The organism is Sphingomonas sp. PP-CC-1A-547 (assembly GCF_003610375.1).
GTDB lineage: Bacteria > Pseudomonadota > Alphaproteobacteria > Sphingomonadales > Sphingomonadaceae > Sphingomonas.
On record NZ_RAPZ01000010.1, the window covers coordinates 213,803 to 234,398 of the forward strand.

Here is a 20,596-nt window from a genome sequence, read left to right on the forward strand (position 1 = left end):
TGACCGTGAGGCTCTACTTAGTGGCCGCCCGCCGCGGACCGATCGACCATATCCTGGCCCGTCGCGCGAGCGGATTGCGCCATTTCGTTCCATTCCTCTCGCGTGTGGCAGTCACGACGCGTTTCGATCATCGACCCCGCCGGGGCCGATCGCTTGCATATCTTCGGGTGCGGCTTGCTGGCCGTCTTGTCAGCCACCTTGTCCGTGGTCGCCGGCTGCTGCGCGATAGCTGGGGCCGTCGCGAGGACGAACGCCAAACCGAACGTAACCTGCTTTATCATTGCCCACCCTTTTCGACATTTTCGATAAGACCGCCATCATGCCTTATTCGTGTCGGCGCACAATCCAAATCCGACGGTTTCGCAATGTACTTCGCCGATGGCGAACGCGAATGCGATATGCCATCCAATAGCGATGACCAGCCACGCTCGAAGCACGCCCCCCAAGAATCGAGACACGACCGGCAATGCCACACGGATCGCCGATCCCTGCTGGCTAGCGCACCGCTATGATCCGGAACACGACGCCGTGCATCTTGTCGCGGCGGATCGGGCGATGCGTGGCACAGCGACCTTCCTGACCGACGAACATCTACCCACCACAGCGAACCCCGTCGTCGTCGCCCGACGTGAGACCGTCGCCGCCGTACAGCGTATCGATCCGGTCCATTTCATCTTCCATTCGGCCTATTGCTGCTCGACCCTGCTCGCGCGAGCGCTTGATCGCGTCGGGTTCGCGTCGACGTTGAAGGAGCCTCTGATCCTCAACGATCTGGTCGGTTGGCGACATCGCGGCGGTGATCCCGCTCAGATCGCAGAGGTGCTAAACGACGCGCTTACATTATCGGCGCGTGCTTTCGTTCCGGGCGAGGCAATGATCATCAAGCCGTCTAACGTCGTCAACGCGTTGGCGCCGACGATGTTGAACCTTCGTCCCGACGCCCGCGCGGTGCTCCTGTATGCACCACTTCGCGTGTTCCTGACGTCGATCGCGCGCAAGGGGATGTGGGGGCGGTTATGGGTCCGCGAACTGCTGGCTAAGCAACTCGCCGACCGCATGGTCGATCTAGGGTTTGCGCCCGAGGATTACTTCCGGCTGACCGATCTGCAAGCAGCTGCGGTCGGCTGGATCGCACAGGCGGATCTGTTTGCGGCGCTTGCCCACCGCTTCCCAGGCCGGGTCCGGTCGCTGCAAAGCGAGACGTTGGTCGCGGCGCCCCGCGCGGCGTTGCACGCAATCTGCGATCTATATGCCTTGCCGATAAACACCGCCACATTGGATGCGCTGGAACATAGCGAAGCCTTTGCGCGCAATGCCAAGGACGGCACGACCTATCGCGCGGCCGACCGCACTCGCGAGCAGATGGACGGCGCAACCTTGTACGCCGACGAGATCGATAAGGTCCTGATATGGGCCGAAGCCGTCGCGCGCGGTGCCGGGGTGGCGCTTGATCCGCCGGCGCCACTGCTCGGCTAAAAGCCTCGAAGCCAACTCGAGCCCCTGGTCAAACCCATATCAGACGGGCTGGCGAGCACTGTGCCGTTACCGGGTCGCTCGAGAGCAGACAAAAAAAGGGTGGCTCCGAAGAGCCACCCCAGAAGTCGGATCGCAACCGATCCTAGAAGTGCAGGCGGGCAGCGACCGAGAAGCGACGGCCCAGCGCGTCGTACGTCGACGGATAGGTGTTACCGCTGTTGAAGCTGGTGGAGCCAACCGTCGAACCGACGAGCGGCGGCTGCTTGTCGAACAGGTTGGCCACCGTCACGGTCAGGTCGAAATTCTCGGCAACACCGATCCGCGTTGCCAGATCGATGTAATCGTACGCTGGAATACGCGTGAAATCGACGGCCTGACCAGCAAGCGCGCCACCCGAAAGATTGCCAGCGAAGGCCTGCCCGTTGCCGTTGGCGATATCGTCCGGCTCCTGACGAACACCATCGATGTGGCGCCACAGAACCGACAGGTCGATGTTGTTGTCGACCGTGAAGGTCGCACGCGTGTTCCAGGTGAATTCCGGCTGGATCGAACCAGAGCCCCCTGCAACCGCGCTGGCAGCGCCACCGCAGTTGATCGAGTAATAGCCGATGCATTCACGATTGATGAGGCCGGGCGCTGCCTGGAAGGTGGAGGAGTTCGCCCAGCTACCCTGGAACGCCAGCGCCATCTTAACGCCCTCGATCAGCGGCGTACGATAGGTCACGTTGAGATCGATACCGTCGGTCTTGACCGTCCCGAGATTCGAGATTGCCGCGACCAGACCACGGGTGGTCGCCGGATCGCCATCCAGACCGCCCGTCACCGGGTTGCGCGAGATCGCAAGGCAAGCCGGGCTCGTTGCGCTTGCAGCACCCAGATTGTCGAAGCACGCCGAGATGAGATCGCCAGGAGCATACTGGGAGATCGCACCCTTGATCTTGATGTTGAAGTAATCGACCGTGATCGACAGCCCGCGAATGAAGCTAGTTGGCTGGATCACGACACCAAGTGTGTAGCTGTCCGACTTCTCAGGACGAAGCGCGATGTTGCCACCGGAGGTGATGTTCGCCTGCCCTGCCGTCGGGTTGGTGATCAGCCCGATCGTCGACGCCGGCGCGCCCTGCGCAAGGCAGACTGCGCGGAGGTTCGCATTGTTGACCGGCGCCGCACCCGCGCAACGATCGGTCGACAGATTGGTGAGGCCCGTATTCACCGGCGAGAACAGTTCGCTGATGTTCGGAGCCCGCACGGCACGCTGATACGTCCCGCGCAGTTTCAGACCGGTTGCCGGCTCCCAGCTACGGCCGCCCTTGTAGGTGGTGGTGTTGAACGTCGGCGACGAGTCGGCAAGGATCTTGTAGTGCGAATAGCGGACGCCTGCTTCGAGAGTGAGGCTCTGGAAGAAAGGCTTGTCCTGGATCAGGGGCGCAATCAACTCGCCGAAGCCTTCGCTTACCTCATAGCCACCGTCGATGTTCGGCGCGGCGCCACCGGCACCACCGAGTTCGCCGGCGGTCTGCGCCAGCGTGTCCGAGCGCTGCGACGCACGATATTTGCGGTATTCGCCGCCAGCCGCAAAGCCAATTGCATCGCTTGCGAATGGCGAGGCAAAGCCGAAATCGCCGTTCAGAACCGCACGGGCCTGCGCCAGCGACGTCCGGACGGTCGTCGTGCTTTCGCCCGTGATGTAGTTGGTCATCGCCGGGGTAATCGAACCGTCTGCGCCGAAAATGTTGAGCGGAACGCAGCCGCTACCGGCGGTGATCGCCGCACCCTGTGGCGCATTGCCCAGGCAAGACGTGGTGTTGGTTGCATATACTGCCGAGCGGACTCGCGACGTCAGGACATAGCCCTGAAGCGTTTGAGTATTCTCGGATTCGCCATAACCACCCGAGACATCAAGCTTGATGCCTTCCGTGAGGCCGACCTTCACACCAACGCGATAATCGAAGATCGTCGTCTGGTAGTTCGAGATGCGCGGACCGACCTCGGTCGTACGCCGCGACAGGTTGGTCGTGATCGTGCGGAAGTTCGGATCGGTCGGGCTGGTCGCTGCAGCAGCAGCCGTGCACTGCGCTGCCGTGATTCCGGCGGCCGTGCAGAACTGCGAACGCGCTGCTGCTGGGAGATAGGGGTTCGACAGCGGGACAACCACCGACGAGTTGAAGACGCCCGACGGCGCGATGATCGTGTCGACGGTGTTCTTCGAGAACAGGCCACGGGTATAGACTTCGACCGTGTCCGACACGGCGTAATGGCCTGCGCCATACATGTTGAAACGCTCGAACGGCGTCTGGAAGATGTTGTACGGGTTGAAGTTGAACGGCGTTACCGCCGTCGACAGTGCGCCCGTGGTCGGGTTGATCTGACGGCGACCGCCGAGCGTGAACACGGATGGAGTGGTCGTACCCGAGCCGCTCGATGCGCCCGAGAACGAATCGTAGTTCTGGATCGAGTAAGGCCGGTCCCCCTGATAGACGGGATCCGATTGCTGATAGCCGACCGAGAAGACCGCGTTGCCACGACCATCGTCGAAATTCGCGCCGATCGTGATATCGCCGCGGAAATACGCGCCATCGCCACGCTCGGTGATCTGGTTGGACACCGATGCGTCGATCCCGGAGAAATCCGAGCGGGTAATGAAGTTGACGACGCCGGACACTGCATCAGCGCCGTAAGTCGTCGCCGCGCCGCCGGTCAGCATGTCGACGCGCTCGACCAATGCGAGCGGAATGTTGTTCAAATCGACGCGACCCAACAGGCCCGACGGAGCGATACGATTGCCGTCGATCAAAACGACGTTACGGAACGACCCCAGACCGCGAAGATCGACATACGATGCGCCGCCATTGCCGTTGTTGACGGCCGAACCGATGCTCGGCGTTGCGCCCGGCAACGTGCGAAGAACGTCTTCGGCCGTGTTCGACTGGCGGAGCCTGATTTCTTCCTGGCCAACGACCTGAACAGGTGCCGACGCAATCAGCGCAGGGTTCTTGATCAGCGAGCCCGTGACGACGATGTCGCCCTGGCTGTTATCATTGACAGGGGCCGCTTCCGACGTCGTCATGCCGACTTCGCCCTGGGCGTTCGCGCCCGGCGTGGTCGCCTGGGTTGCGGTCGCGCCGCCAGCGCGGATTCCCGAATTGTCACCCTGGACTTGTGCGAACGCTGGTGTGGCAAGCGTCGCCGCTCCCATGAGCAGCGTGGTCGCAAGCAGGTGTGCACGAGCAACAGATGTCATATTAGCCCCTTTTTGCCGGCGTATCGCCGTGCATTTGCCCCCGGAAAAGAACCGGCTCGGGAAGGGTGTATCGATCGCCATTACTGCACTGCAACGATTATCGTCGATTCGGCCCTTTTGGGTTCCGTTTGCGACAGTAGAGTGACATAAGCGCAACATAGTGTCCCCCGCCGGTGTCAACCGATAGATTCTTTCCTTTATTCGTCTCGAGGTAGTCCAATGCGTGATTTGCGTGCCTATTGCGTTCCGTTTGCACTCCTCGCTCTGGCGGGCGTCTCCTGCGGTGCACCGGCGACTGCCGCCCCCGATCGGACCTCGTCGCGAACATTGGACGCGCTTGCCGAATGCCAGCAGGTTGCGACCGATGCTGCTCGGCTGTCATGCTTTGACGCAGCCGCTCGCGAGATAGCGAGCGCGCGCAAGTCCGGCAGTTTGCTGGCGCTGGACCGCGCGGCTGTCGTCGAGCGTAAACAGCAGCGATTCGGGCTCGCAGATGCGGCAAAAAACCCCCTTGGCGGCGGCGAGGCCGACCGGCTCACGAGGGTTACCGAGGTGAAGACGACGATCACCGGTGTGAAGGCGTCAAGTTACGCGCGTTTCCTAATCCAGCTGGCCAACAATACGGCGTGGGAGACAATCGAGCCTTTGACGCTCGCACCGCGCCCCGGCACTGCGGTCATCATCAAGCAGTCTGGCTTCGGTGGGTTCAAAGCGTTGATTGACGGCGAACGACCGGTTTTGGTGAAGCGTCAGCGCTAGTGACTGTGGCAACATAAGCCAAAGTGCGTCTCTTGGATTTCACTGCCAGAGTTACCAGGTACGAACCCGCGATCACGGACGATTTAGACCCGCTACGGATGCCTGGCGGTCGCGGCGCGAGGTCTTTGAACGGCGTAGTCACGACACCGTCTTGCCGCAGGTCGGCCAAGCGCTAAGCAGGGGCAACCGCTGTTCTGCCGGAGCCCTCAATGCGTCTTACCGTCACCGCCGCCCTTCTTCTCGCGACCGCCGCGCCTGCGTCCGCGCAGACGCTCCACCAATATGGCGGGCTCGCACTATCTCCCGCGGGCGATCGCATCGCGACCATCGAGAGCAGCGGCGGGCACGGGGTAGTGACGCTGCGCAACGTCGCCGACGGGCGCGTGCTGCGGACGATCGATCCGTGCGCGACGTGCAGCTATGGGGGGCTGACCTTCGCGCCCAACGGCGACCTGGTGTTCCTGGTCCGCGACACCGCCGCAGGTAACGTCCGGCTGTCTTACGCCGACGCCAAGGCGACGCGCACCGTCGCGACCATAGCCGGTATCGCGCAGACGCCGCGTGTGTCGCCCGACGGCAAGCGGATCGCGCTGCTGGTGACGCTCGGTGCCGCCAAGGAGTCGGGCGCGACGCAGGCCGGCGTCCGGATGATCGGCGAGATCGGCGAGAAGAGCGATGAGCAACGCCTCGCCGTGTTCGACATCGCCAAGGCGACGACGACGGTGACGCCGCTCTCGCCGGCGGGGCGCTACGTCTACGAATATGACTGGACGCCCGATGGCCGCGGGTTCGTCGCGACGACCGCGCTCGGCAATGGCGACAACAACTGGTGGGTCGCGACGCTCGACGCGATCGACGCGCAAACCGGCGCGGTCCGCTCGATTGCCAAGCCGACGACGCAGATCAACCAGCCGCGTGTGTCCCCTGACGGCCGCACCGTCGCCTATGTCGGCGGCCTGATGAGCGACTTCGGATCGATCGGCGGCGACGTCTTCACGGTCGGGCTGGAGGGCGGCACCCCGCGCAACGTCACCGCCGGCGCCAAGTCGACGGTGACGACGATCGCCTGGACCCGCGGTGGCCTGCGCACCGTAACGCTGGCCGGCGACCAGATGCAGTTCGGCACGCTCACGCCCGGCCAGTCGGTCGCGCCGGGGTTTGCCAAGCCGGCAAGCTCGAGCGCAGGCGATGGCCGCGCCGTGTTCTCAGCGGACGGGCGGATCGCTGCCGCCGTGGTACAAGATTACGAGCACGCACCGGCGATCTACGCAGGTCCGCTCACCCCCCAGGGACAGGGCGTGAAGCAGATCACACACGACAACGACGCGATGCCCGCACTCGCCGCCGCACGGAGCATCAGCTGGCAGAACGAGGGCTTCGACGTCCAGGGCTGGCTCCTCGCACCCCGCCCCGCCTCGGGCACCGCGCCGGCTGGCAAGGCGCCGATGATCACGATCGTCCACGGCGGCCCATCGGCGGCCTCGACGCCCGGCTATCTCTATCCGACCTCGCTCAACGCCGCGCTGGTCAAGGCGGGCTATTACGTCTTCCTGCCCAATCCCCGCGGCAGCTACGGCCAGGGCGAGGCGTTCACCGCCGCGAACAAGCGCGACTTCGGCGGTGGCGACTTGCGCGACGTGCTGGCCGGCGTCGATGCGGTCGAACGCGTCGCGCCGGTCGACGACAAGCGCCTCGGCCTCGGCGGATGCAGCTATGGCGGGTTCATGGCGATGTGGGCCAACACGCAGACCAACCGCTTCAAGGGCATCGTCGCCGGCGCCGGCCTGTCGAACTGGGTCAGCTATTACGGCACCAACGGCATCGACCAGTGGCTGCTGCCGTTCTTCGGCAAGTCGATGTACGACGACATGAAGGCGTATGAGGACGTCTCCGCGATCTATCATGCGAAGACCGCCCGGACGCCAACGTTCATATATGTCGGCGAGCGCGATATCGAGGTGCCGCCGACCCAGTCGATCGAATGGTGGCACGCGCTGAAGGATCAGAACGTCCCCGTCAGCCTCGTGATCTATCCCGACGCCGGCCACTGCGTGACGAGCCCCGAACAGTCGGCAGACGTCCGCCAGCGGTCGATCGCGTGGTTCGACAAATACGTGAAGAACGCAAAGTAGCGTCTGGGCGGCCGGGCGGCTTCGGGCTAGGCAGGCACATGCCGCAGAACCGTTATTACCAGGGTCCCCCGTCCGACCATTTCGATGGTCTGCGGTTCTTCAATCCGGGGCAGGCGCCGACCGATCGCGGCCTGAAAGACGTGCTGCGGTGGAAGCTGGCGCGCGGTGTCGCGAAATGGCCGCGCTCGGTGCCGGTCACGCCGGCCAAGCCCGACGCGCGCATCGACGGGATCCGTGTCACGATGATCGGGCACGCCTCGATGCTGATCCAGGTGGCCGGGCTCAACATCCTGACCGACCCGATCTGGTCGGAGCGCGCGAGCCCGGTCTCGTTCGCCGGGCCAAAGCGCGTCGCGGCGCCCGGCATCGCCTTCGACGACCTGCCGCCGATCGACGTCGTCCTCATCAGCCACTGCCATTACGACCATTTCGACGTTGCCACTTTGCGCAGGCTCCAGGTGGCGCATACGCCCCTGTTCGTACTCCCACTCGGCAACGATACGATCTTGCGCGCCGCGGTGCGCGACGCCCGGTGTGTCGTCGGCGACTGGTGGGATCGCCTGCCGATCGGCGACGGCATCGCCACTACGATCACCCCCGCCTATCACTGGGCGAACCGCTGGCCGAGCGACGTCCGGATGGCGCTATGGGCAGGGCACTGGCTCGACACACCAGCCGGTGCGATCTGGTTCGCGGGCGATACCGCGTACGGCAATGGCGCGATCTTCGGCCAGATCCGCGAGCGTCTCGGCGCGCCCGACGTCGCGCTGATCCCGATCGGCGCCTACGCCCCGCGCTGGTTCATGGCCGGGCAGCATGTCGATCCCGCCGAGGCGGTGCGGATCTTCGGCGAGGTCGACGCGAAACAGGCGCTCGGCATCCATTGGGGCACGTTCCAGCTGACCGACGAAGCACGCGACGCGCCGCAAATCGCGCTGGGCGAGGCGCTGGACGCAGCGACGATACCCCGCGAAAAGTTTGTCGCGGCACCACCCGGCGGCGTCTTCGATTTCGGCTGATCGACGGGAGCCGAACCCAGGAACCGAGAAATCTGCCGCTAATGTGAGCCCATCGAACGGTCCAAACGTTATCCACCGATGACAGTACGAAATTTACGGGTGCGGCTCGCCACGGGTTGCATGCCGGTCTTGGCTCTGGCGCTCGGTGGATTTGCTCCCGCGCCGAAGCCCATCGTCCCAACAAAGGCCATCGCGGAAGGCCAGCCCCGCACCGCATCGAAGTCGGCACCAAAGGCAGTTGGCAAGGCCACTCCGACCAAGGCGACTTGGACTGCGGCAAACATCGCGGCCTTCGATCAAATCCTTGCCAACCGTGCGCGCCACGGCCTCGATCGGGTCGAGTTCCTTCCCGCACCCGCCGACGGCGCTCCGCCCGTCGACTATGCCGCGCGAACCAAGGCCGCACTCGACTATGCCGGCGCGCTCGCACAGGGCCGCGTCGACCCCGCCTCACTGCATCAGGTCTACACGCTGCCCCGCCCCAAGGTCGATCTCGCCACCGGGCTGTCGCGCGCGCTGGCCAAGGGCGATCTCGTCGCCTGGTTCGACGGTCTCCCACCGCAGGATGCCGAGTATAAACAACTCTCCGACGCGTATCTCGCGTTCAGCGCCAAGGCGTCGACCGCAACGCCGGTACAGGGGATCCCCTCCGGCGTCATCCGCGTCGGCAACCGCGACGCGCGCGTCGCCACGATCGTCGAGCAGCTCGCGGAGAGCGGATATCTTCCCTCGTCGACCGACCCGCTCGCCGTAGCGCCCGTACCGAAGCCCATTTCGCCGACGGCGACCACGCCGACGACCGCTGCACCAATGATCTACACGCAGGCAATAGCCGAGGCGCTGAAAGGGCTGCAGACCGACTACGGCATCGCCGCAGACGGCGTGGTCGGACCGGAGACGTTGAAGGTACTGAACCTTGGTGCGGGCGATCGTGCGCGCGCGCTCGCGGTCGGGCTCGAACGGCGGCGGTGGCTGGCACGAACGCCGCCGCCCACGCGGATCGACGTCAACACCGCCGCCGCACAGCTTCGCTACTACCGCGACGGCACGATGATCGATCAGCGCAAGGTGATCGTCGGCGAACCCGGCCGCGAGACCCCGGCGCTGTCGTCGCCGATCTATCGGCTGGTTGCCAATCCCACCTGGACCGTGCCCAAATCGATCCAGAACGGCGAGATGGCCAATGTCGGCGAGGAGTATCTGACTGCGCACAACATGGTCGTCCGCGATGGCTGGATCGTCCAGCAGCCGGGGCCGAGCAATGCGCTAGGCATGGTCAAGTTCGACATGGCGAACGATCAGGCGATCTATCTTCACGACACCTCCGCGCCGGGCTTGTTCGATCGCAGCCAGCGTCATCTTAGCCATGGTTGCGTCCGCGTCGAGGATGCGTTGGGGTTCGCGCGTATCCTTGCGGAGGACGAAGGCGTCGGCGAGGCGTGGCAGACGGCGCAGGATTCGGGCGAGACGAGCTTCGTGCCCCTGCCCCGCCGCATCCCGGTCCGGCTGCTGTACCACAACGTCTATGTCGACGACGTCGGCAAGGTCGCGTTTCGGACCGATCCTTACGGCTGGAACGATCCGATCGCGGAGCAACTCGGCTTCGCCAAGGCAGCCGCCAAACGGGCCGAGGCGCAGGCGATCGATATCGGGCCTTAAGGGGCTTTCGACGTTGCGGGCATCGCGAACGTCTTCGACAACCCGTGGTACAGCTTCTCGCGGCAAACCCATTGGCTGGCCGCATCGGCGATGAACGCGGTCGCGAACATCGGCAGCATCAGTCCGCGGCTGGCGGTCGTCTCCGACAGGATGATGACCGCGGTCAGCGGTGCGCGGACGACACCCGCAAAATACGCGACCATCCCCAGGATCACGATCGCGCTCGCGGGTTCGCTGGGAAACACTTCGCGGAGCAAATTGCCGACGCCGGCCCCGACCGCAAGCGACGGCGCGAAGATCCCGCCGGGCAACCCCGCGATCGCGGTCGCGGCGGTCGCCACGAACTTGGCGGGTCCGAACCACAAGGGTGCATCGACACCGACGATCATCGCGCGCGCCGCAGAATAGCCCGTTCCCCAGGTCAGGCCGGTGAACACGCCCAGCACCGCGACGACGGCGCCGCACGCTCCGGCGAACTTGACCGGGTTGGCGCGAGTCCAGGTCGTCATGCGGTTGCGGCTCTGCGCCATCGCCAGCAGCGTGCGGGAAAACAGACCGCCCGCCATCCCGCCGGCGATCCCGGCGACCGGTGCGACCAGCAGCGCCGACAGCAACGGCATATGCGCGCCGATCGCGCCGAAATAGATGTAGTCGCCCTGCACCGATTGCGCGACCATCCCGGCGATGACGATCGCGGCGAGGACCAGCAGCGTCACGCGCTGCTCATACGCCGACGCCAGTTCCTCGATCGCGAACAACAGCCCGGCGAGCGGCGTGTTGAACGCGGCGGCGACACCCGCCGCGCCGCCGGCGATCAGCACGCCGCCCCGCAACGGTACGCGGACCAGCCGGTGCGTCGCGCCCATCACCGCCGCGGCAAGCTGGACGGTCGGCCCCTCGCGCCCGACCGACGCACCGCCCAGCACTGCGCCGATCGTCAGCACGGCCTTGGCGGCGACGGTGCGCGGCGAGATCAGCGTCCGCGTCGCCTCGTTCGGATCGGCCTGTGCCGCGATCACCTGCGGAATACCCGATCCTCGCGCGAACGGCGCGTACCGCCGGGTCAGCCAGACCAGCGCCATGAACGTCAGCGGCGTCGTCAACAGCGGCAACCAGTGCCAGCTCTGCGCGTACCCGGCGAACACCCCAGCCGCCCAGTCCGCCGCTTCTGCGAACAGCGTCGCGACCACCCCGATCAGGATCGCGCCCGTCAGGATCGCCGCACGAGTGCGGAACTGCACGGACCGTGGTCCCCGTGCACGCAGCAACGCACGGTACCGCGACGGCGTCCAGCGTTTCGCCGGCATAAGATGATCCAAGAGCCCAGGCATGATGTCGATCTAGATCATGCCGGCCGCCACGTCACCCGCCTGCGACCCCGCGGTGCGCAGGCCCTGGCGGCCCGGTAAGCGATTGACATCGTCCCGATATCTAACAACGATAGCGCTATCACAAAAATATAACGAGGATGCTTCGTGGACATTACACGACGGGACGGACTGGGCATGCTGGCGGGGCTCGCGGCTGCCGGTGCTGCGGCGAATGCTCAGGCGCGATCGATCCTACGCCCGACGGGCGCCGACGAGAGCCTGCAATCGCTGGCAGCAGCCAAGGGCATGCGCCTCGGCTCCTGTTTCGCGTGGAGCGAACCCGGCGCGGACCGCGGCTCGTTCGCCAACCCGGCCTATGCGAGACTGCTGAAGCGCGACTGCGGGCTGCTGGTGCCCGAAAACGAGATGAAGTGGCAGGCGCTCCGCCCCAGCGCCACGACCTTCGACTTCGCGCGGTTCGACGCGATGATGGCGTGGGCCGATGCCAACGCGCTGCCCGTCCGCGGCCACAACCTCCTGTGGCACCAGCCGAAATGGATGCCGAAATGGGAGGAAAGCCACGATTTCGGCGCGACGCCCGCGCGTGCGGCGGAACAGTTGCTCGTCCGGCACATCACCACGGTATGCCAGCGCTACGGTACGCGCATCCGCAGCTACGACGTCGTCAACGAGGCGGTCACGCCCGCCGACGGCACGCTGTACACGACCGCCCTGTCCCGCGCCCTCGGCAGCCCCGAGGCGACGCTCGACCTTGCCTTCCACACGGCGCGCACCGCAGCCCCGCACGCGCAACTCGTCTATAACGACTATATGAGCTGGGAGCCGGGCAACGCACAGCACCGCGCCGGCGTCCTCAAACTACTGGAGGGGTTCAAGGCGCGCGGCGTTCCGGTCGATGCGCTCGGCGTCCAGTCGCACCTCGTCACGCAAGGCACCGACACCCGCGCCACGATCGCCGCGCTAGAAGGCGATTGGCGCCGCTTCATCGATGCCGTCACCGCGATGGGCTATGCCATCGTCATCACCGAACTCGACGTCCGCGACAACAATCTCCCCGCCGACGTCGCCGCACGCGACCAAGGCGTGGCCGACTTCACGCGCGGCTATCTGGACCTGATGTTCGCCTACCCGGCGCTAAAGGACGTGTTGTTGTGGGGCATGACCGACCGCTACAGCTGGATCGAGGGTTTCGAGCCGCGCAAGGACAAGGCTCGCCGCCGCCCCTGCCCGTACGACGCCGCATTCGCCGCCAAGCCGATGCACGCCGCAATCGCCGCTGCCTTCACCGCAGCAGCACCGCGCGGCTAGCAATTCCCTCGACAATCAAGACTGCCTCTAACGCGCCGCAGCCGCCATTTCGGCGTTGCGGCGTTCGGAGGCGGCAAGCGTTGCTGTGAGTAGCGCGACCAAGGCGTCGTCACGGTCGAGGACGTTCAGGCCCTCGCGGGTCGATCCGCCGGGGCTGGCGACGCGGTCGGCGAGTATGCCGGGCGATACGTCCGCTTCGGCCGCCATAATCGCGGAACCCTCCAACGTGGCGATCGCGAGACGCGCCGCCTGGTCTACCGGCAACCCGAGCGCCGCACCCGCCCTGGCGAGCGCATCGGCGAATCGGAACACGAACCCGGGGCCGGATCCGGCAAGCGCGGTCACCGCATCGAAATGCGCTTCGTCGGCGATCCATTCGTAATGACCGAGCGGCGCTGCGAACGCTTCCGCCGCCGCGATCGCCTCTTCCGACGCCCCAGCGGTGTAGAGCGACGTCACGCCCTTGCCGATCGCCACCGGAAGGTTGGGCATCGCGCGGACGATCGTGTCAGCCGCGAACCGCTGGGAGAGTGCCGCGTGGTCGACACCGGCGAGGATCGACAGGAGCAGCTGCGGCTTGCCTCGCATGGGCGCCAGCAAAGCCTGCGCCGCATCGATCTGCTGCGGCTTCAGCGCGAGCATCACGGTTGCGGGGGCCTCTTCGTCGGGAAGCGCCGTCAGCGAACGGACGCCTTGAGGCGCGCCCTGCCCGCTCCGCGTAATCACCGTAACGTTCGCCGGATCGAGCCCCGCGGCGATCCACCGCCGCAGCATCGCGCCGCCCATGTTGCCGCAACCGACCAGCCACAGCGGACCTGCCGGAAAGCTCATGCCTCGCCGTGCGTTTCGATCAGTGCGGCGGCGATCGCTTCCTTGGGGCTCTTCCCGCCCCACAGCACGAACTGGAACACCGGATAGAAGCGCTCGCACTCCTCGATCGCCGATTCGACCAGCAGTTCCGCCGCGTCGAGCGACATCGTGCCGTCGTCCCCGCCATCGACCATCGCCGCGTGCCGGAACAGCAGGATGCCGCTCGACGACCAGAGTTCGAAGTGGCCAATCCAGAGCTGTTCGTTGACCAGCCCGATCGTCTCGTACACCGCCTGGCGCCGCTCGTCGGGTACCTTGATGTCCGGAAAAGCGAGGAATTGCAGGACGCTATCGTCTTCGCGCCACAGCGCGCGCAGCTCGTAGGTCGCCCAGCTGCCCTTGACGGTCGCGACGATCTCGTCGTCGTGACGCTCATGCTCCCAGCCATGCGCAGCGTAATAGCTCTCGAGCATGTCAATCGGGGCGGCGTCTTCATGGTCGTGGTCGGCGTGTTCAAGCATCATAGGGTCCTGGCGGTCCTTATCGCACGACAAAGGGTGCCGAGGCAAAAACGCCCCGACAACCCCATCGGCCCCAATTCTGCGGAAAACTGTGGAAAAGTCAGTCGACCGACGCCCCGAGCGGTGCATTTACCGTCGACTGCGCCGCGAACTTGGCTTCGAGCACATCGAGACGCGCCTTCAACGCGTCGTTCTCGTCGCGTGCGGCCGATGCCATCGCCTTGACGGCGTCGAACTCTTCGCGGCTGACGAAGTCGAGCCCGCCAAGCCATTCGCGCGCACGTTCCCGCGCACCGGAACCGGCTTCGCGACCCACGCCCGCAAGCGTACCGGCAGCACCGTTCAAGACCTTGACGATATCGTCGAACACGCGGTTTTTGGACTGCATTGCTTCAAAATCCCAAAGACTGTCGCAGTGACTGTTACAGTGACTGCTGCATCACAGCATTTGGGACGTATGCGGCGCGGGTGCAAGGGTTTCGGCACCGGGGTTCAACTGCCCGATGCTGAACGCGAGCACGCCGGCAAAGCTGATCCACACCATGTACGGCACCATCAGCCACGCCGCGGCGGGGCGGATGCGCGCGAATACAAAGGTCGCGGCGATCGACAACGCCAGCATCGCGACGATCACGAGTACCGACAGTCCGATCTTGTGCGCGCCGAAGAACATCGGCGTCCAGGCGAGGTTGAGCAGGAATTGGCCGACAAACAGAGCTACGGCGAGCCCGCGCAACCGAGCTCCACGAGCATTGAGGATCATCGCGAGCGCTAGCCCGATCAGGATGTAGAGCGTGGTCCACACGACGGGAAATACCCAGCCCGGCGGGTTCAGCGCGGGCTTGGCGAGCGCCATGTACCAGGCATTCTCGCTGCCGACGCTGACGGATCGGCCGGACAGGAAGCCCAGCAGCAGGATCAGGGGCACGGTCACGACCGCCCAGCGGAGGAACGACATCCTCAACTGGCCCTTCGAAGCGATACCGCCCACACAAATCCTTCCGCCTCTACGCGCGCTCGTCCTGGCGCGCATTTTGCGATCGGTAAACCGAGTTTGGTGGTTAATCGTTCCGCTAGTGGTTCATTCCGGTACGCCACCTCCCCACGCCGTCATCCTGACGAAAGTCAGTATCCAGGATACCGAGCGCACCCAGTGTGGCTCTGGGTCCTGACGTTTGTCAGGATGACAGAGGCGTTTCGGGATCGTTTGGCGCGTCCGAGGCAGGCTGTTCCACCGTTAGACTCTCGCCATGCAAAGCCGCAATCAGGAACTCGACATTGCCCTCGGGCCCCGTGATCGGGCTCTCGACCACACCGACCACACTCCACCCCTGCCCCGTCAACCACGCCGCGACCTCGTCGCAGACGCGCTGGTGGATCGCGGTATCGCGGACGACACCGCCCTTCCCCACTTCGCCGCGCCCCGCCTCGAACTGCGGCTTCACCAGCGCCATCAGCCGCGCGTCCGGTTTGGCAAACGATATCGGCCGCTCCAGCACCTTCGCCAAGCCGATGAAGCTCGCATCGCAGACGATCAGGTCGATCGGCTCCGGGATATGCGCAGGCGTGAGGATCCGCGCGCTCGTCTGCTCGTGAACGACGACGCGGTCGTCCTGCCGCAGCGACCAGGCAAGCTGGTTCGTGCCGCTGTCGACCGCGTAGACCTTAGCCGCGCCATTCTTCAGCATGACGTCGGTGAAGCCGCCGGTCGACGAGCCGACGTCGATCGCCACCGCGCCGGTCACGTCCCAACCGAAATGCGCGAGGCCGTGCGCCAGCTTGATCCCGCCGCGCGAAACCCAGGGATGATCGCGACCGCGCACGTCGAGTTGCACGTCGTCCGCGAGCGTCTGCCCCGGCTTGTCGACCTTCTTCGTCCCCGCGAACACGAGGCCCGCCATGATCAGCGCCTGCGCGCGCGTCCGCGACTCGACAAGCCCCCTGTCGACCAGCATTTGGTCTGCACGTACCTTCACCATCCGCCCGCTATCGCCGGCCGATCCGATTGCCGCAAGCTGCCTTCCTTTCGCCGCAATGCCATTGCCTACCGAACGGGTAGGATTATCCTGTGCGCATGGGATCGTGACCAAATGGCGTGCCCTAGAGCGTCTTTCGGCCACGCTCCCGACCTCGCAGAACGAGGTTTTGGAGAAGGAGAAGCGCTGTGGGTTCTTTCGCACCGTATGATTCCGTCCAGCCGACGATCCTGACCGTGCCCGGCCTTGGTGGATCGGGTCCTTCGCATTGGCAGACATTATGGGAAGAGGCGCGGCCAGACACGGTCCGCGTCGAACTCGGCATGTGGAACACGCCGCACCGCAACGCCTGGGTGACGCGACTCGACGAGGCGATCCGGCAGGCACAGGCGCCGGTAATCCTCGCCGCGCACAGCCTCGGCTGTCTCGCGGTAGCGTGGTGGGCCGAACTGAGCCCCCAGCCTTATGGGTGGCCGGTAGCGGGCGCGTTGCTGGTGGCACCGGCGGACGTCGATCGCGGCGGCGCACAGGCCGAACTGAAGGGCTTCTCGCCGACTCCGCGCACGCCCTTGCCGTTCCCGTCGATCGTGGTGGCGAGCAGCGACGACCCCTGGGTCACGCCCGAGCGCGCGCACAGCATGGCGGCGGACTGGGGCAGCCACTTCGTCGATGCCGGGCCGCAAGGGCATCTGAATGCCGCGAGCGGAATCGGCTGGTGGCGCGAAGGGCAGGATCTGCTCGAGCGCGTCATCGCGGCAAGTGGTGATGGTCGAGGGCAAGCTCTACCGCCAAGCAAAGCGCGGTCGATCCTCGCGGTGAGCGCTACAGACGCCGCGCAAACGCACTACTTAGGCGGCTAACCTCACCTACCTGAGAAGGACACCACCCCGGCGGAGGCCGGGGCCCAATTGGTGAGGTCACAGTAACGAAGCACCGCGCTCCGTTACCAACGTCTCCCAATTGGGCCCCGGCCTTCGCCGGGGTGGTGGCTGCTACCGAAGTTCGCTTAAGAAATCCGCGTACCATCCTCATCGAACAGTTCCGGATTGGCCGCCTGCTCGGCTTTCGCCGCAGCCAGCCCACCCCGCATCCGCCGCCACATCGCAATATTCAACGACACCATCACGATCACCGCGAGCGCGATGATCACGATGGCCTTGGTCGGCCCGGTCATGCCCGCGCTTCGGCAACCCCGCCCGAATTGTGGCGGAGCGCCTTGAGCACGGTATCCACCAGCGCAGTCGCATCGAGCCCGGCTTCGGCATACTGGACTTCGGGCTTGTCCTGGTCCTGGTACACGTCGGGCAGACGCAGCGTACGCAGCTTGAGGCCGCCGTCGATCAGACCCTCGTCAGACGCCATCGTCAGGACGTGCGCGCCGAAGCCACCGACCGAATTCTCCTCGATCGTCACCGCGACTTCGTGCGTGGTCAGCAGCTTGCGGATCAGGTCGACGTCGAGCGGCTTGGCAAAGCGTAGATCGGCGACCGTGGTCGACAAGCCCTTGGCTTCAAGAACCTCGGCGGCCTTGAGCGCTTCTTCGAGACGCGTGCCGAGCGACAGGATCGCAATCTTCTTGCCCTCGCGCACGACACGCCCCTTGCCGATCTCCAGCAACTGCGGAGTCTCGGGCAGCGCGACGCCGGTACCGTTGCCGCGCGGATAGCGCACAGCGATCGGGCCGGTGTCGTACTGCGCCGCGGTGTGCGTCATGTGGACGAGTTCGGCCTCGTCCGCCGCCGCCATCACGACGAAATTCGGCAGCGTCGCGAGGTAGGTGACGTCGAACGATCCGGCGTGAGTCGCACCGTCCGCGCCGACGAGTCCCGCGCGGTCGATCGCGAAACGGACCGGCAGGTTCTGGATCGCGACGTCATGCACGACCTGGTCGTACGCGCGCTGGAGGAACGTCGAATAGATCGCACAGAACGGCCGCATCCCCTGCGCGGCGAGGCCGGCGGCAAACGTGACGCCATGCTGCTCGGCGATACCGACGTCGAAGAACCGATCGGGATACGCCTTGGCGAACGCATCGAGCCCGGTGCCCGACGGCATCGCCGCGGTGATCGCGCAGATCCGCGGGTCCTTCGCAGCCTCGGCGACGAGCTGCGCGCCGAACACGTTCTGGTATTGCGGCGGACCCGGCGGCGCCTTGGTCTGCACGCCGGAGATCACGTCGAACTTCTGCACGCCGTGATACTTGTCCGCGGCAGCCTCGGCGGGGGCATAGCCCTTGCCCTTCTTGGTGACGACGTGGACGAGGATCGGGCCCTCCTCGGCATCGCGGACATTCTCTAGCACCGGGATCAAGTGTTCGAGGTTATGCCCGTCGATCGGGCCGACATAATAGAAGCCGAGTTCCTCGAACAACGTGCCGCCCATCGTCATGCCGCGCGCGAACTCGTCGGTCTTGCGCATCCCGCTGGCGATCGGCCGTGGCAGCCGCTTGGCGAGTTTACGCGCGAGGTCGCGGAAGCCGAGGAACTCGCGGCTCGACACGATTCGGCTCAGATACGCCGACAGTCCACCGACCGGTGGCGCGATCGACATGTCGTTGTCGTTGAGGATGACAACGAGGCGGTTGCCCGCCTGCGCAGCGTTGTTCATCGCCTCGTACGCCATGCCCGCGGACATCGCGCCATCGCCGATCACCGCGATGCCCTTGCCGGGGGTGCCGGCGATCTTGTTGGCGACCGCAAAGCCCAGCGCGGCCGAGATCGACGTCGACGAATGCGCCGCGCCGAACGGATCGTATTCGCTTTCGCTACGCTTGGTGAAGCCGCTGAGCCCCCCGCCCTGACGGAGCGTACGGATCCGGTCGCGGCGTCCGGTAAGGATCTTGTGCGGGTAACACTGGTGGCCGACGTCCCAGACGAGGCGGTCGCGCGGGGTGTCGAAGACATAGTGGATCGCGGTGGTCAGCTCGACCACGCCGAGGCCCGAGCCGAGATGCCCGCCGGTGGTGCCGACCGCGGAAATCGTCTCGGTACGCAGTTCGTCGGCGAGTTGGCGGAGCTGGTCCGGGCGCAACTTGCGGAGGTCGTCGGGCGTCGAAACGGTGTCGAGCAGCGGTGTCGAGGGAAGGTCGGCCATCGGACGGGCTTAATGCAGCGCGCGTATCGTGTCGATTGTTACCGTGTCCTGGGCTAGCATTCGCACTGGAATCGCTCGGAAAGTGCACAATTATGAACTTTACGCACCGTGTGGCCGGTGAGGCGGATATCCCGGCGATCGCCGCGCTGATGGCACGCGCGATCGGCGCTTTGCAGGGAGACTTCCTCACGTCGGCACAGGTCGAGGCGAGCCGCGCGGTGATGGGGCTGGATACGCAATTGATCGCGGACGGGACGTATCTGCTAATCGAGGCGGAGGGTCGGCTGGCCGGGTGTGGCGGGTGGAGTCGGCGCGCGACGCTCTATGGCGGCGATCACAGCACGGCGTTGCGCGATGCGGCTCTCCTCGATCCGGTGCGCGACGCGGCACGGATCCGCGCGATGTATACCGACCCGGATTTTACGCGGCGGGGTGTCGGGCGGCTGGTGTTATCGGTTTGCGAGGCGGCAGCGCGAGAGGCCGGGTTTGCGCGGGCGGAGATGATGGCGACGCTGGCCGGAGAGCCGCTGTACCGCGCCTGCGGGTATCTGCCGATCGAGCGGATCGAGACGCCGGGCGAGGTCCCGGTGCCGATGATCCGGATGGGGAAGGATCTAGGGTAAAACCGTGCCAGGAGGGTGACGGCCTCCCCTCCCTGGAAGGGAGGGGCCGGGGGTGGGTCGGCTTCCGGATCAGGCGGCGCCGGCCAAAGCCAGCCGACCCACCCCTACCCCTCCCTTCCAGGGAGGGACGGCTCATCACAAAGTTACGCGTACGGGGTAAGCTTCTACTTCGCCTCGCACTCCGCGCAGCGACCGCGGACCTCGATCACCGGGCGAACCGGCGAGAAGCCCGCCGCCTCCGCCGCATTCCGGACGCCCTTGGTTATGACGTCATTATCGAGATGCGTGGTTTGGCCGCACGAGTCGCAGACCAGGAAGATGCAGTCGTGCAGGCAATCCGGATGCGCGTTGGCGACATAGGCGTTCGCGCTCTCGACTCGCCGCGCGAGGTTCGCGCCAACGAAAAGGTCGAGGATGCGGTACACGCTGTTCGCCGCGACGCGGCGGCCTTCGGCTTTCGAGACGGCTTCGGCGATGTCGTAGGCCGATGCCGGCTTCTCGAAGCTGGCCAGCGCGGCGAACACGCTGGCGCGCATTGTCGTCCATTGCTCGCCAGCCTTTTCGAGCGTCGTCTGTGCTGCGACGGTAAGATCGGCGCCCTGCGGTTCGGTGTGGTTGTGAGCGTGCGCCATGCTGGGTGAAGTAGGA

19 protein-coding genes are annotated in these 20,596 nt (G+C 65.4%); 8 read left to right on the forward strand and 11 right to left on the reverse strand.

Translation table 11 applies throughout. The features are described from left to right. Window positions 1–17 precede the first annotated feature (17 nt). Window positions 18–281 carry a hypothetical protein gene (locus C8J39_RS01725; RefSeq protein ID WP_056062779.1) on the reverse strand — a complete coding sequence of 88 codons (264 nt, stop codon included), beginning with the start codon at window positions 279–281 and terminating at the stop codon, window positions 18–20. Window positions 282–414: 133 nt separating this feature from the next. On the opposite strand from C8J39_RS01725, the gene C8J39_RS01730 reads away from it, so the two are divergent. After that, the gene (locus C8J39_RS01730; RefSeq protein ID WP_243649684.1) at window positions 415–1,476 is read left to right on the forward strand and encodes a hypothetical protein; all 1,062 of its coding nucleotides are present in this window, start codon (window positions 415–417) and stop codon (window positions 1,474–1,476) included. Between the two features lie 142 nt (window positions 1,477–1,618). Here C8J39_RS01730 and C8J39_RS01735 read toward each other — a convergent pair whose 3' ends face one another. Further along, window positions 1,619–4,717, reverse strand: coding sequence for a TonB-dependent receptor domain-containing protein (locus C8J39_RS01735; protein ID WP_120299067.1), 3,099 nt, complete (start codon window positions 4,715–4,717; stop codon window positions 1,619–1,621). 219 nt (window positions 4,718–4,936) lie between these two features. Between C8J39_RS01735 and C8J39_RS01740 the strand changes: the two genes are divergently transcribed. The 4 genes from C8J39_RS01740 to C8J39_RS01755 all read left to right on the forward strand — a co-directional run bounded on the left by C8J39_RS01740 (window position 4,937) and on the right by C8J39_RS01755 (window position 10,286). After that, complete coding sequence (locus tag C8J39_RS01740) at window positions 4,937–5,476, forward strand: hypothetical protein (protein WP_147420648.1); 540 nt, start codon at window positions 4,937–4,939, stop codon at window positions 5,474–5,476. A 209-nt stretch (window positions 5,477–5,685) separates the two neighbouring features. Beyond that, window positions 5,686–7,608, forward strand: a complete 1,923-nt coding sequence (locus C8J39_RS01745) for a S9 family peptidase (protein ID WP_120299069.1) — start codon at window positions 5,686–5,688, stop codon at window positions 7,606–7,608. A gap of 38 nt (window positions 7,609–7,646) precedes the next feature. Continuing rightward, window positions 7,647–8,627, forward strand: coding sequence for an MBL fold metallo-hydrolase (locus C8J39_RS01750; RefSeq protein WP_120299070.1), 981 nt, complete (start codon window positions 7,647–7,649; stop codon window positions 8,625–8,627). Between the two features lie 120 nt (window positions 8,628–8,747). After that, window positions 8,748–10,286, forward strand: a complete 1,539-nt coding sequence (locus C8J39_RS01755) for a L,D-transpeptidase family protein (protein WP_120299071.1) — start codon at window positions 8,748–8,750, stop codon at window positions 10,284–10,286. Here the strand turns inward: C8J39_RS01755 and C8J39_RS01760 are convergent. Continuing rightward, window positions 10,283–11,617 (reverse strand): chloride channel protein, encoded by a 1,335-nt coding sequence (locus C8J39_RS01760; protein WP_120299072.1) that lies wholly within the window; start codon window positions 11,615–11,617, stop codon window positions 10,283–10,285. The genes C8J39_RS01755 and C8J39_RS01760 overlap by 4 nt on opposite strands. Window positions 11,618–11,761: 144 nt before the next feature. Here C8J39_RS01760 and C8J39_RS01765 point away from each other — a divergent pair, with 144 nt between their 5' ends. Further along, on the forward strand, window positions 11,762–12,925 hold the full coding sequence (locus tag C8J39_RS01765; RefSeq protein WP_243649685.1) for an endo-1,4-beta-xylanase: 1,164 nt from the start codon (window positions 11,762–11,764) through the stop codon (window positions 12,923–12,925). Between the two features lie 27 nt (window positions 12,926–12,952). Here the strand turns inward: C8J39_RS01765 and proC are convergent, their stop codons facing one another. From proC to C8J39_RS01790, 5 genes are all read right to left on the reverse strand, one after another. Next, window positions 12,953–13,756, reverse strand: a complete 804-nt coding sequence (gene proC / locus C8J39_RS01770; protein ID WP_120299074.1) for a pyrroline-5-carboxylate reductase — start codon at window positions 13,754–13,756, stop codon at window positions 12,953–12,955. Continuing rightward, a complete protein-coding gene (locus tag C8J39_RS01775; RefSeq protein WP_120299664.1) occupies window positions 13,753–14,256 on the reverse strand; it encodes a YbjN domain-containing protein in 504 nt (167 codons plus the stop codon). The genes proC and C8J39_RS01775 overlap by 4 nt, the downstream gene beginning before the upstream one ends. Window positions 14,257–14,356: 100 nt before the next feature. Continuing rightward, window positions 14,357–14,644, reverse strand: a complete 288-nt coding sequence (locus C8J39_RS01780; RefSeq protein WP_120299075.1) for an accessory factor UbiK family protein — start codon at window positions 14,642–14,644, stop codon at window positions 14,357–14,359. Window positions 14,645–14,695: 51 nt separating this feature from the next. Continuing rightward, complete coding sequence (locus C8J39_RS01785) at window positions 14,696–15,214, reverse strand: TspO/MBR family protein (protein WP_120299076.1); 519 nt, start codon at window positions 15,212–15,214, stop codon at window positions 14,696–14,698. 220 nt (window positions 15,215–15,434) lie between these two features. Then, on the reverse strand, window positions 15,435–16,235 hold the full coding sequence (locus C8J39_RS01790) for a TlyA family RNA methyltransferase (RefSeq protein ID WP_120299077.1): 801 nt from the start codon (window positions 16,233–16,235) through the stop codon (window positions 15,435–15,437). A gap of 185 nt (window positions 16,236–16,420) precedes the next feature. Between C8J39_RS01790 and C8J39_RS01795 the strand changes: the two genes are divergently transcribed. Beyond that, the gene (locus C8J39_RS01795) at window positions 16,421–17,092 is read left to right on the forward strand and encodes an alpha/beta hydrolase (RefSeq protein WP_056047792.1); all 672 of its coding nucleotides are present in this window, start codon (window positions 16,421–16,423) and stop codon (window positions 17,090–17,092) included. Between the two features lie 146 nt (window positions 17,093–17,238). Here C8J39_RS01795 and C8J39_RS18605 read toward each other — a convergent pair whose 3' ends face one another. Next, complete coding sequence (locus tag C8J39_RS18605) at window positions 17,239–17,406, reverse strand: hypothetical protein (protein ID WP_165895102.1); 168 nt, start codon at window positions 17,404–17,406, stop codon at window positions 17,239–17,241. After that, window positions 17,403–19,325: a 1-deoxy-D-xylulose-5-phosphate synthase gene (dxs, locus tag C8J39_RS01800; RefSeq protein WP_120299078.1), complete on the reverse strand. Its 1,923-nt coding sequence runs from the start codon at window positions 19,323–19,325 to the stop codon at window positions 17,403–17,405. Before dxs ends, C8J39_RS18605 begins: the two co-directional genes overlap by 4 nt. 89 nt (window positions 19,326–19,414) lie before the next feature. Here dxs and C8J39_RS01805 point away from each other — a divergent pair, with 89 nt between their 5' ends. Further along, window positions 19,415–19,948: a GNAT family N-acetyltransferase gene (locus C8J39_RS01805; protein ID WP_404969311.1), complete on the forward strand. Its 534-nt coding sequence runs from the start codon at window positions 19,415–19,417 to the stop codon at window positions 19,946–19,948. A gap of 164 nt (window positions 19,949–20,112) precedes the next feature. On the opposite strand, the gene C8J39_RS01810 is transcribed toward C8J39_RS01805, so the two are convergent. Continuing rightward, window positions 20,113–20,580 carry a Fur family transcriptional regulator gene (locus tag C8J39_RS01810; protein ID WP_120299080.1) on the reverse strand — a complete coding sequence of 156 codons (468 nt, stop codon included), beginning with the start codon at window positions 20,578–20,580 and terminating at the stop codon, window positions 20,113–20,115. Window positions 20,581–20,596: the final 16 nt, after the last annotated feature.

What these genes read in the sequence shown, in the direction of transcription:
- C8J39_RS01725 (WP_056062779.1), bottom strand. Translation starts at nt 281, where the DNA reads ATGATAAAGCAGGTTACGTTCGGTTTGGCGTTCGTCCTCGCGACGGCC.
- C8J39_RS01730 (WP_243649684.1), top strand. Translation starts at nt 415, where the DNA reads ATGACCAGCCACGCTCGAAGCACGCCCCCCAAGAATCGAGACACGACC.
- C8J39_RS01735 (WP_120299067.1), bottom strand. Translation starts at nt 4,717, where the DNA reads ATGACATCTGTTGCTCGTGCACACCTGCTTGCGACCACGCTGCTCATG.
- C8J39_RS01740 (WP_147420648.1), top strand. Translation starts at nt 4,937, where the DNA reads ATGCGTGATTTGCGTGCCTATTGCGTTCCGTTTGCACTCCTCGCTCTG.
- C8J39_RS01745 (WP_120299069.1), top strand. Translation starts at nt 5,686, where the DNA reads ATGCGTCTTACCGTCACCGCCGCCCTTCTTCTCGCGACCGCCGCGCCT.
- C8J39_RS01750 (WP_120299070.1), top strand. Translation starts at nt 7,647, where the DNA reads ATGCCGCAGAACCGTTATTACCAGGGTCCCCCGTCCGACCATTTCGAT.
- C8J39_RS01755 (WP_120299071.1), top strand. Translation starts at nt 8,748, where the DNA reads ATGCCGGTCTTGGCTCTGGCGCTCGGTGGATTTGCTCCCGCGCCGAAG.
- C8J39_RS01760 (WP_120299072.1), bottom strand. Translation starts at nt 11,617, where the DNA reads ATGCCTGGGCTCTTGGATCATCTTATGCCGGCGAAACGCTGGACGCCG.
- proC (WP_120299074.1), bottom strand. Translation starts at nt 13,756, where the DNA reads ATGAGCTTTCCGGCAGGTCCGCTGTGGCTGGTCGGTTGCGGCAACATG.
- C8J39_RS01775 (WP_120299664.1), bottom strand. Translation starts at nt 14,256, where the DNA reads ATGCTTGAACACGCCGACCACGACCATGAAGACGCCGCCCCGATTGAC.
- C8J39_RS01780 (WP_120299075.1), bottom strand. Translation starts at nt 14,644, where the DNA reads ATGCAGTCCAAAAACCGCGTGTTCGACGATATCGTCAAGGTCTTGAAC.
- C8J39_RS01785 (WP_120299076.1), bottom strand. Translation starts at nt 15,214, where the DNA reads ATGTCGTTCCTCCGCTGGGCGGTCGTGACCGTGCCCCTGATCCTGCTG.
- C8J39_RS01790 (WP_120299077.1), bottom strand. Translation starts at nt 16,235, where the DNA reads ATGGTGAAGGTACGTGCAGACCAAATGCTGGTCGACAGGGGGCTTGTC.
- C8J39_RS18605 (WP_165895102.1), bottom strand. Translation starts at nt 17,406, where the DNA reads ATGACCGGGCCGACCAAGGCCATCGTGATCATCGCGCTCGCGGTGATC.
- dxs (WP_120299078.1), bottom strand. Translation starts at nt 19,325, where the DNA reads ATGGCCGACCTTCCCTCGACACCGCTGCTCGACACCGTTTCGACGCCC.
- C8J39_RS01810 (WP_120299080.1), bottom strand. Translation starts at nt 20,580, where the DNA reads ATGGCGCACGCTCACAACCACACCGAACCGCAGGGCGCCGATCTTACC.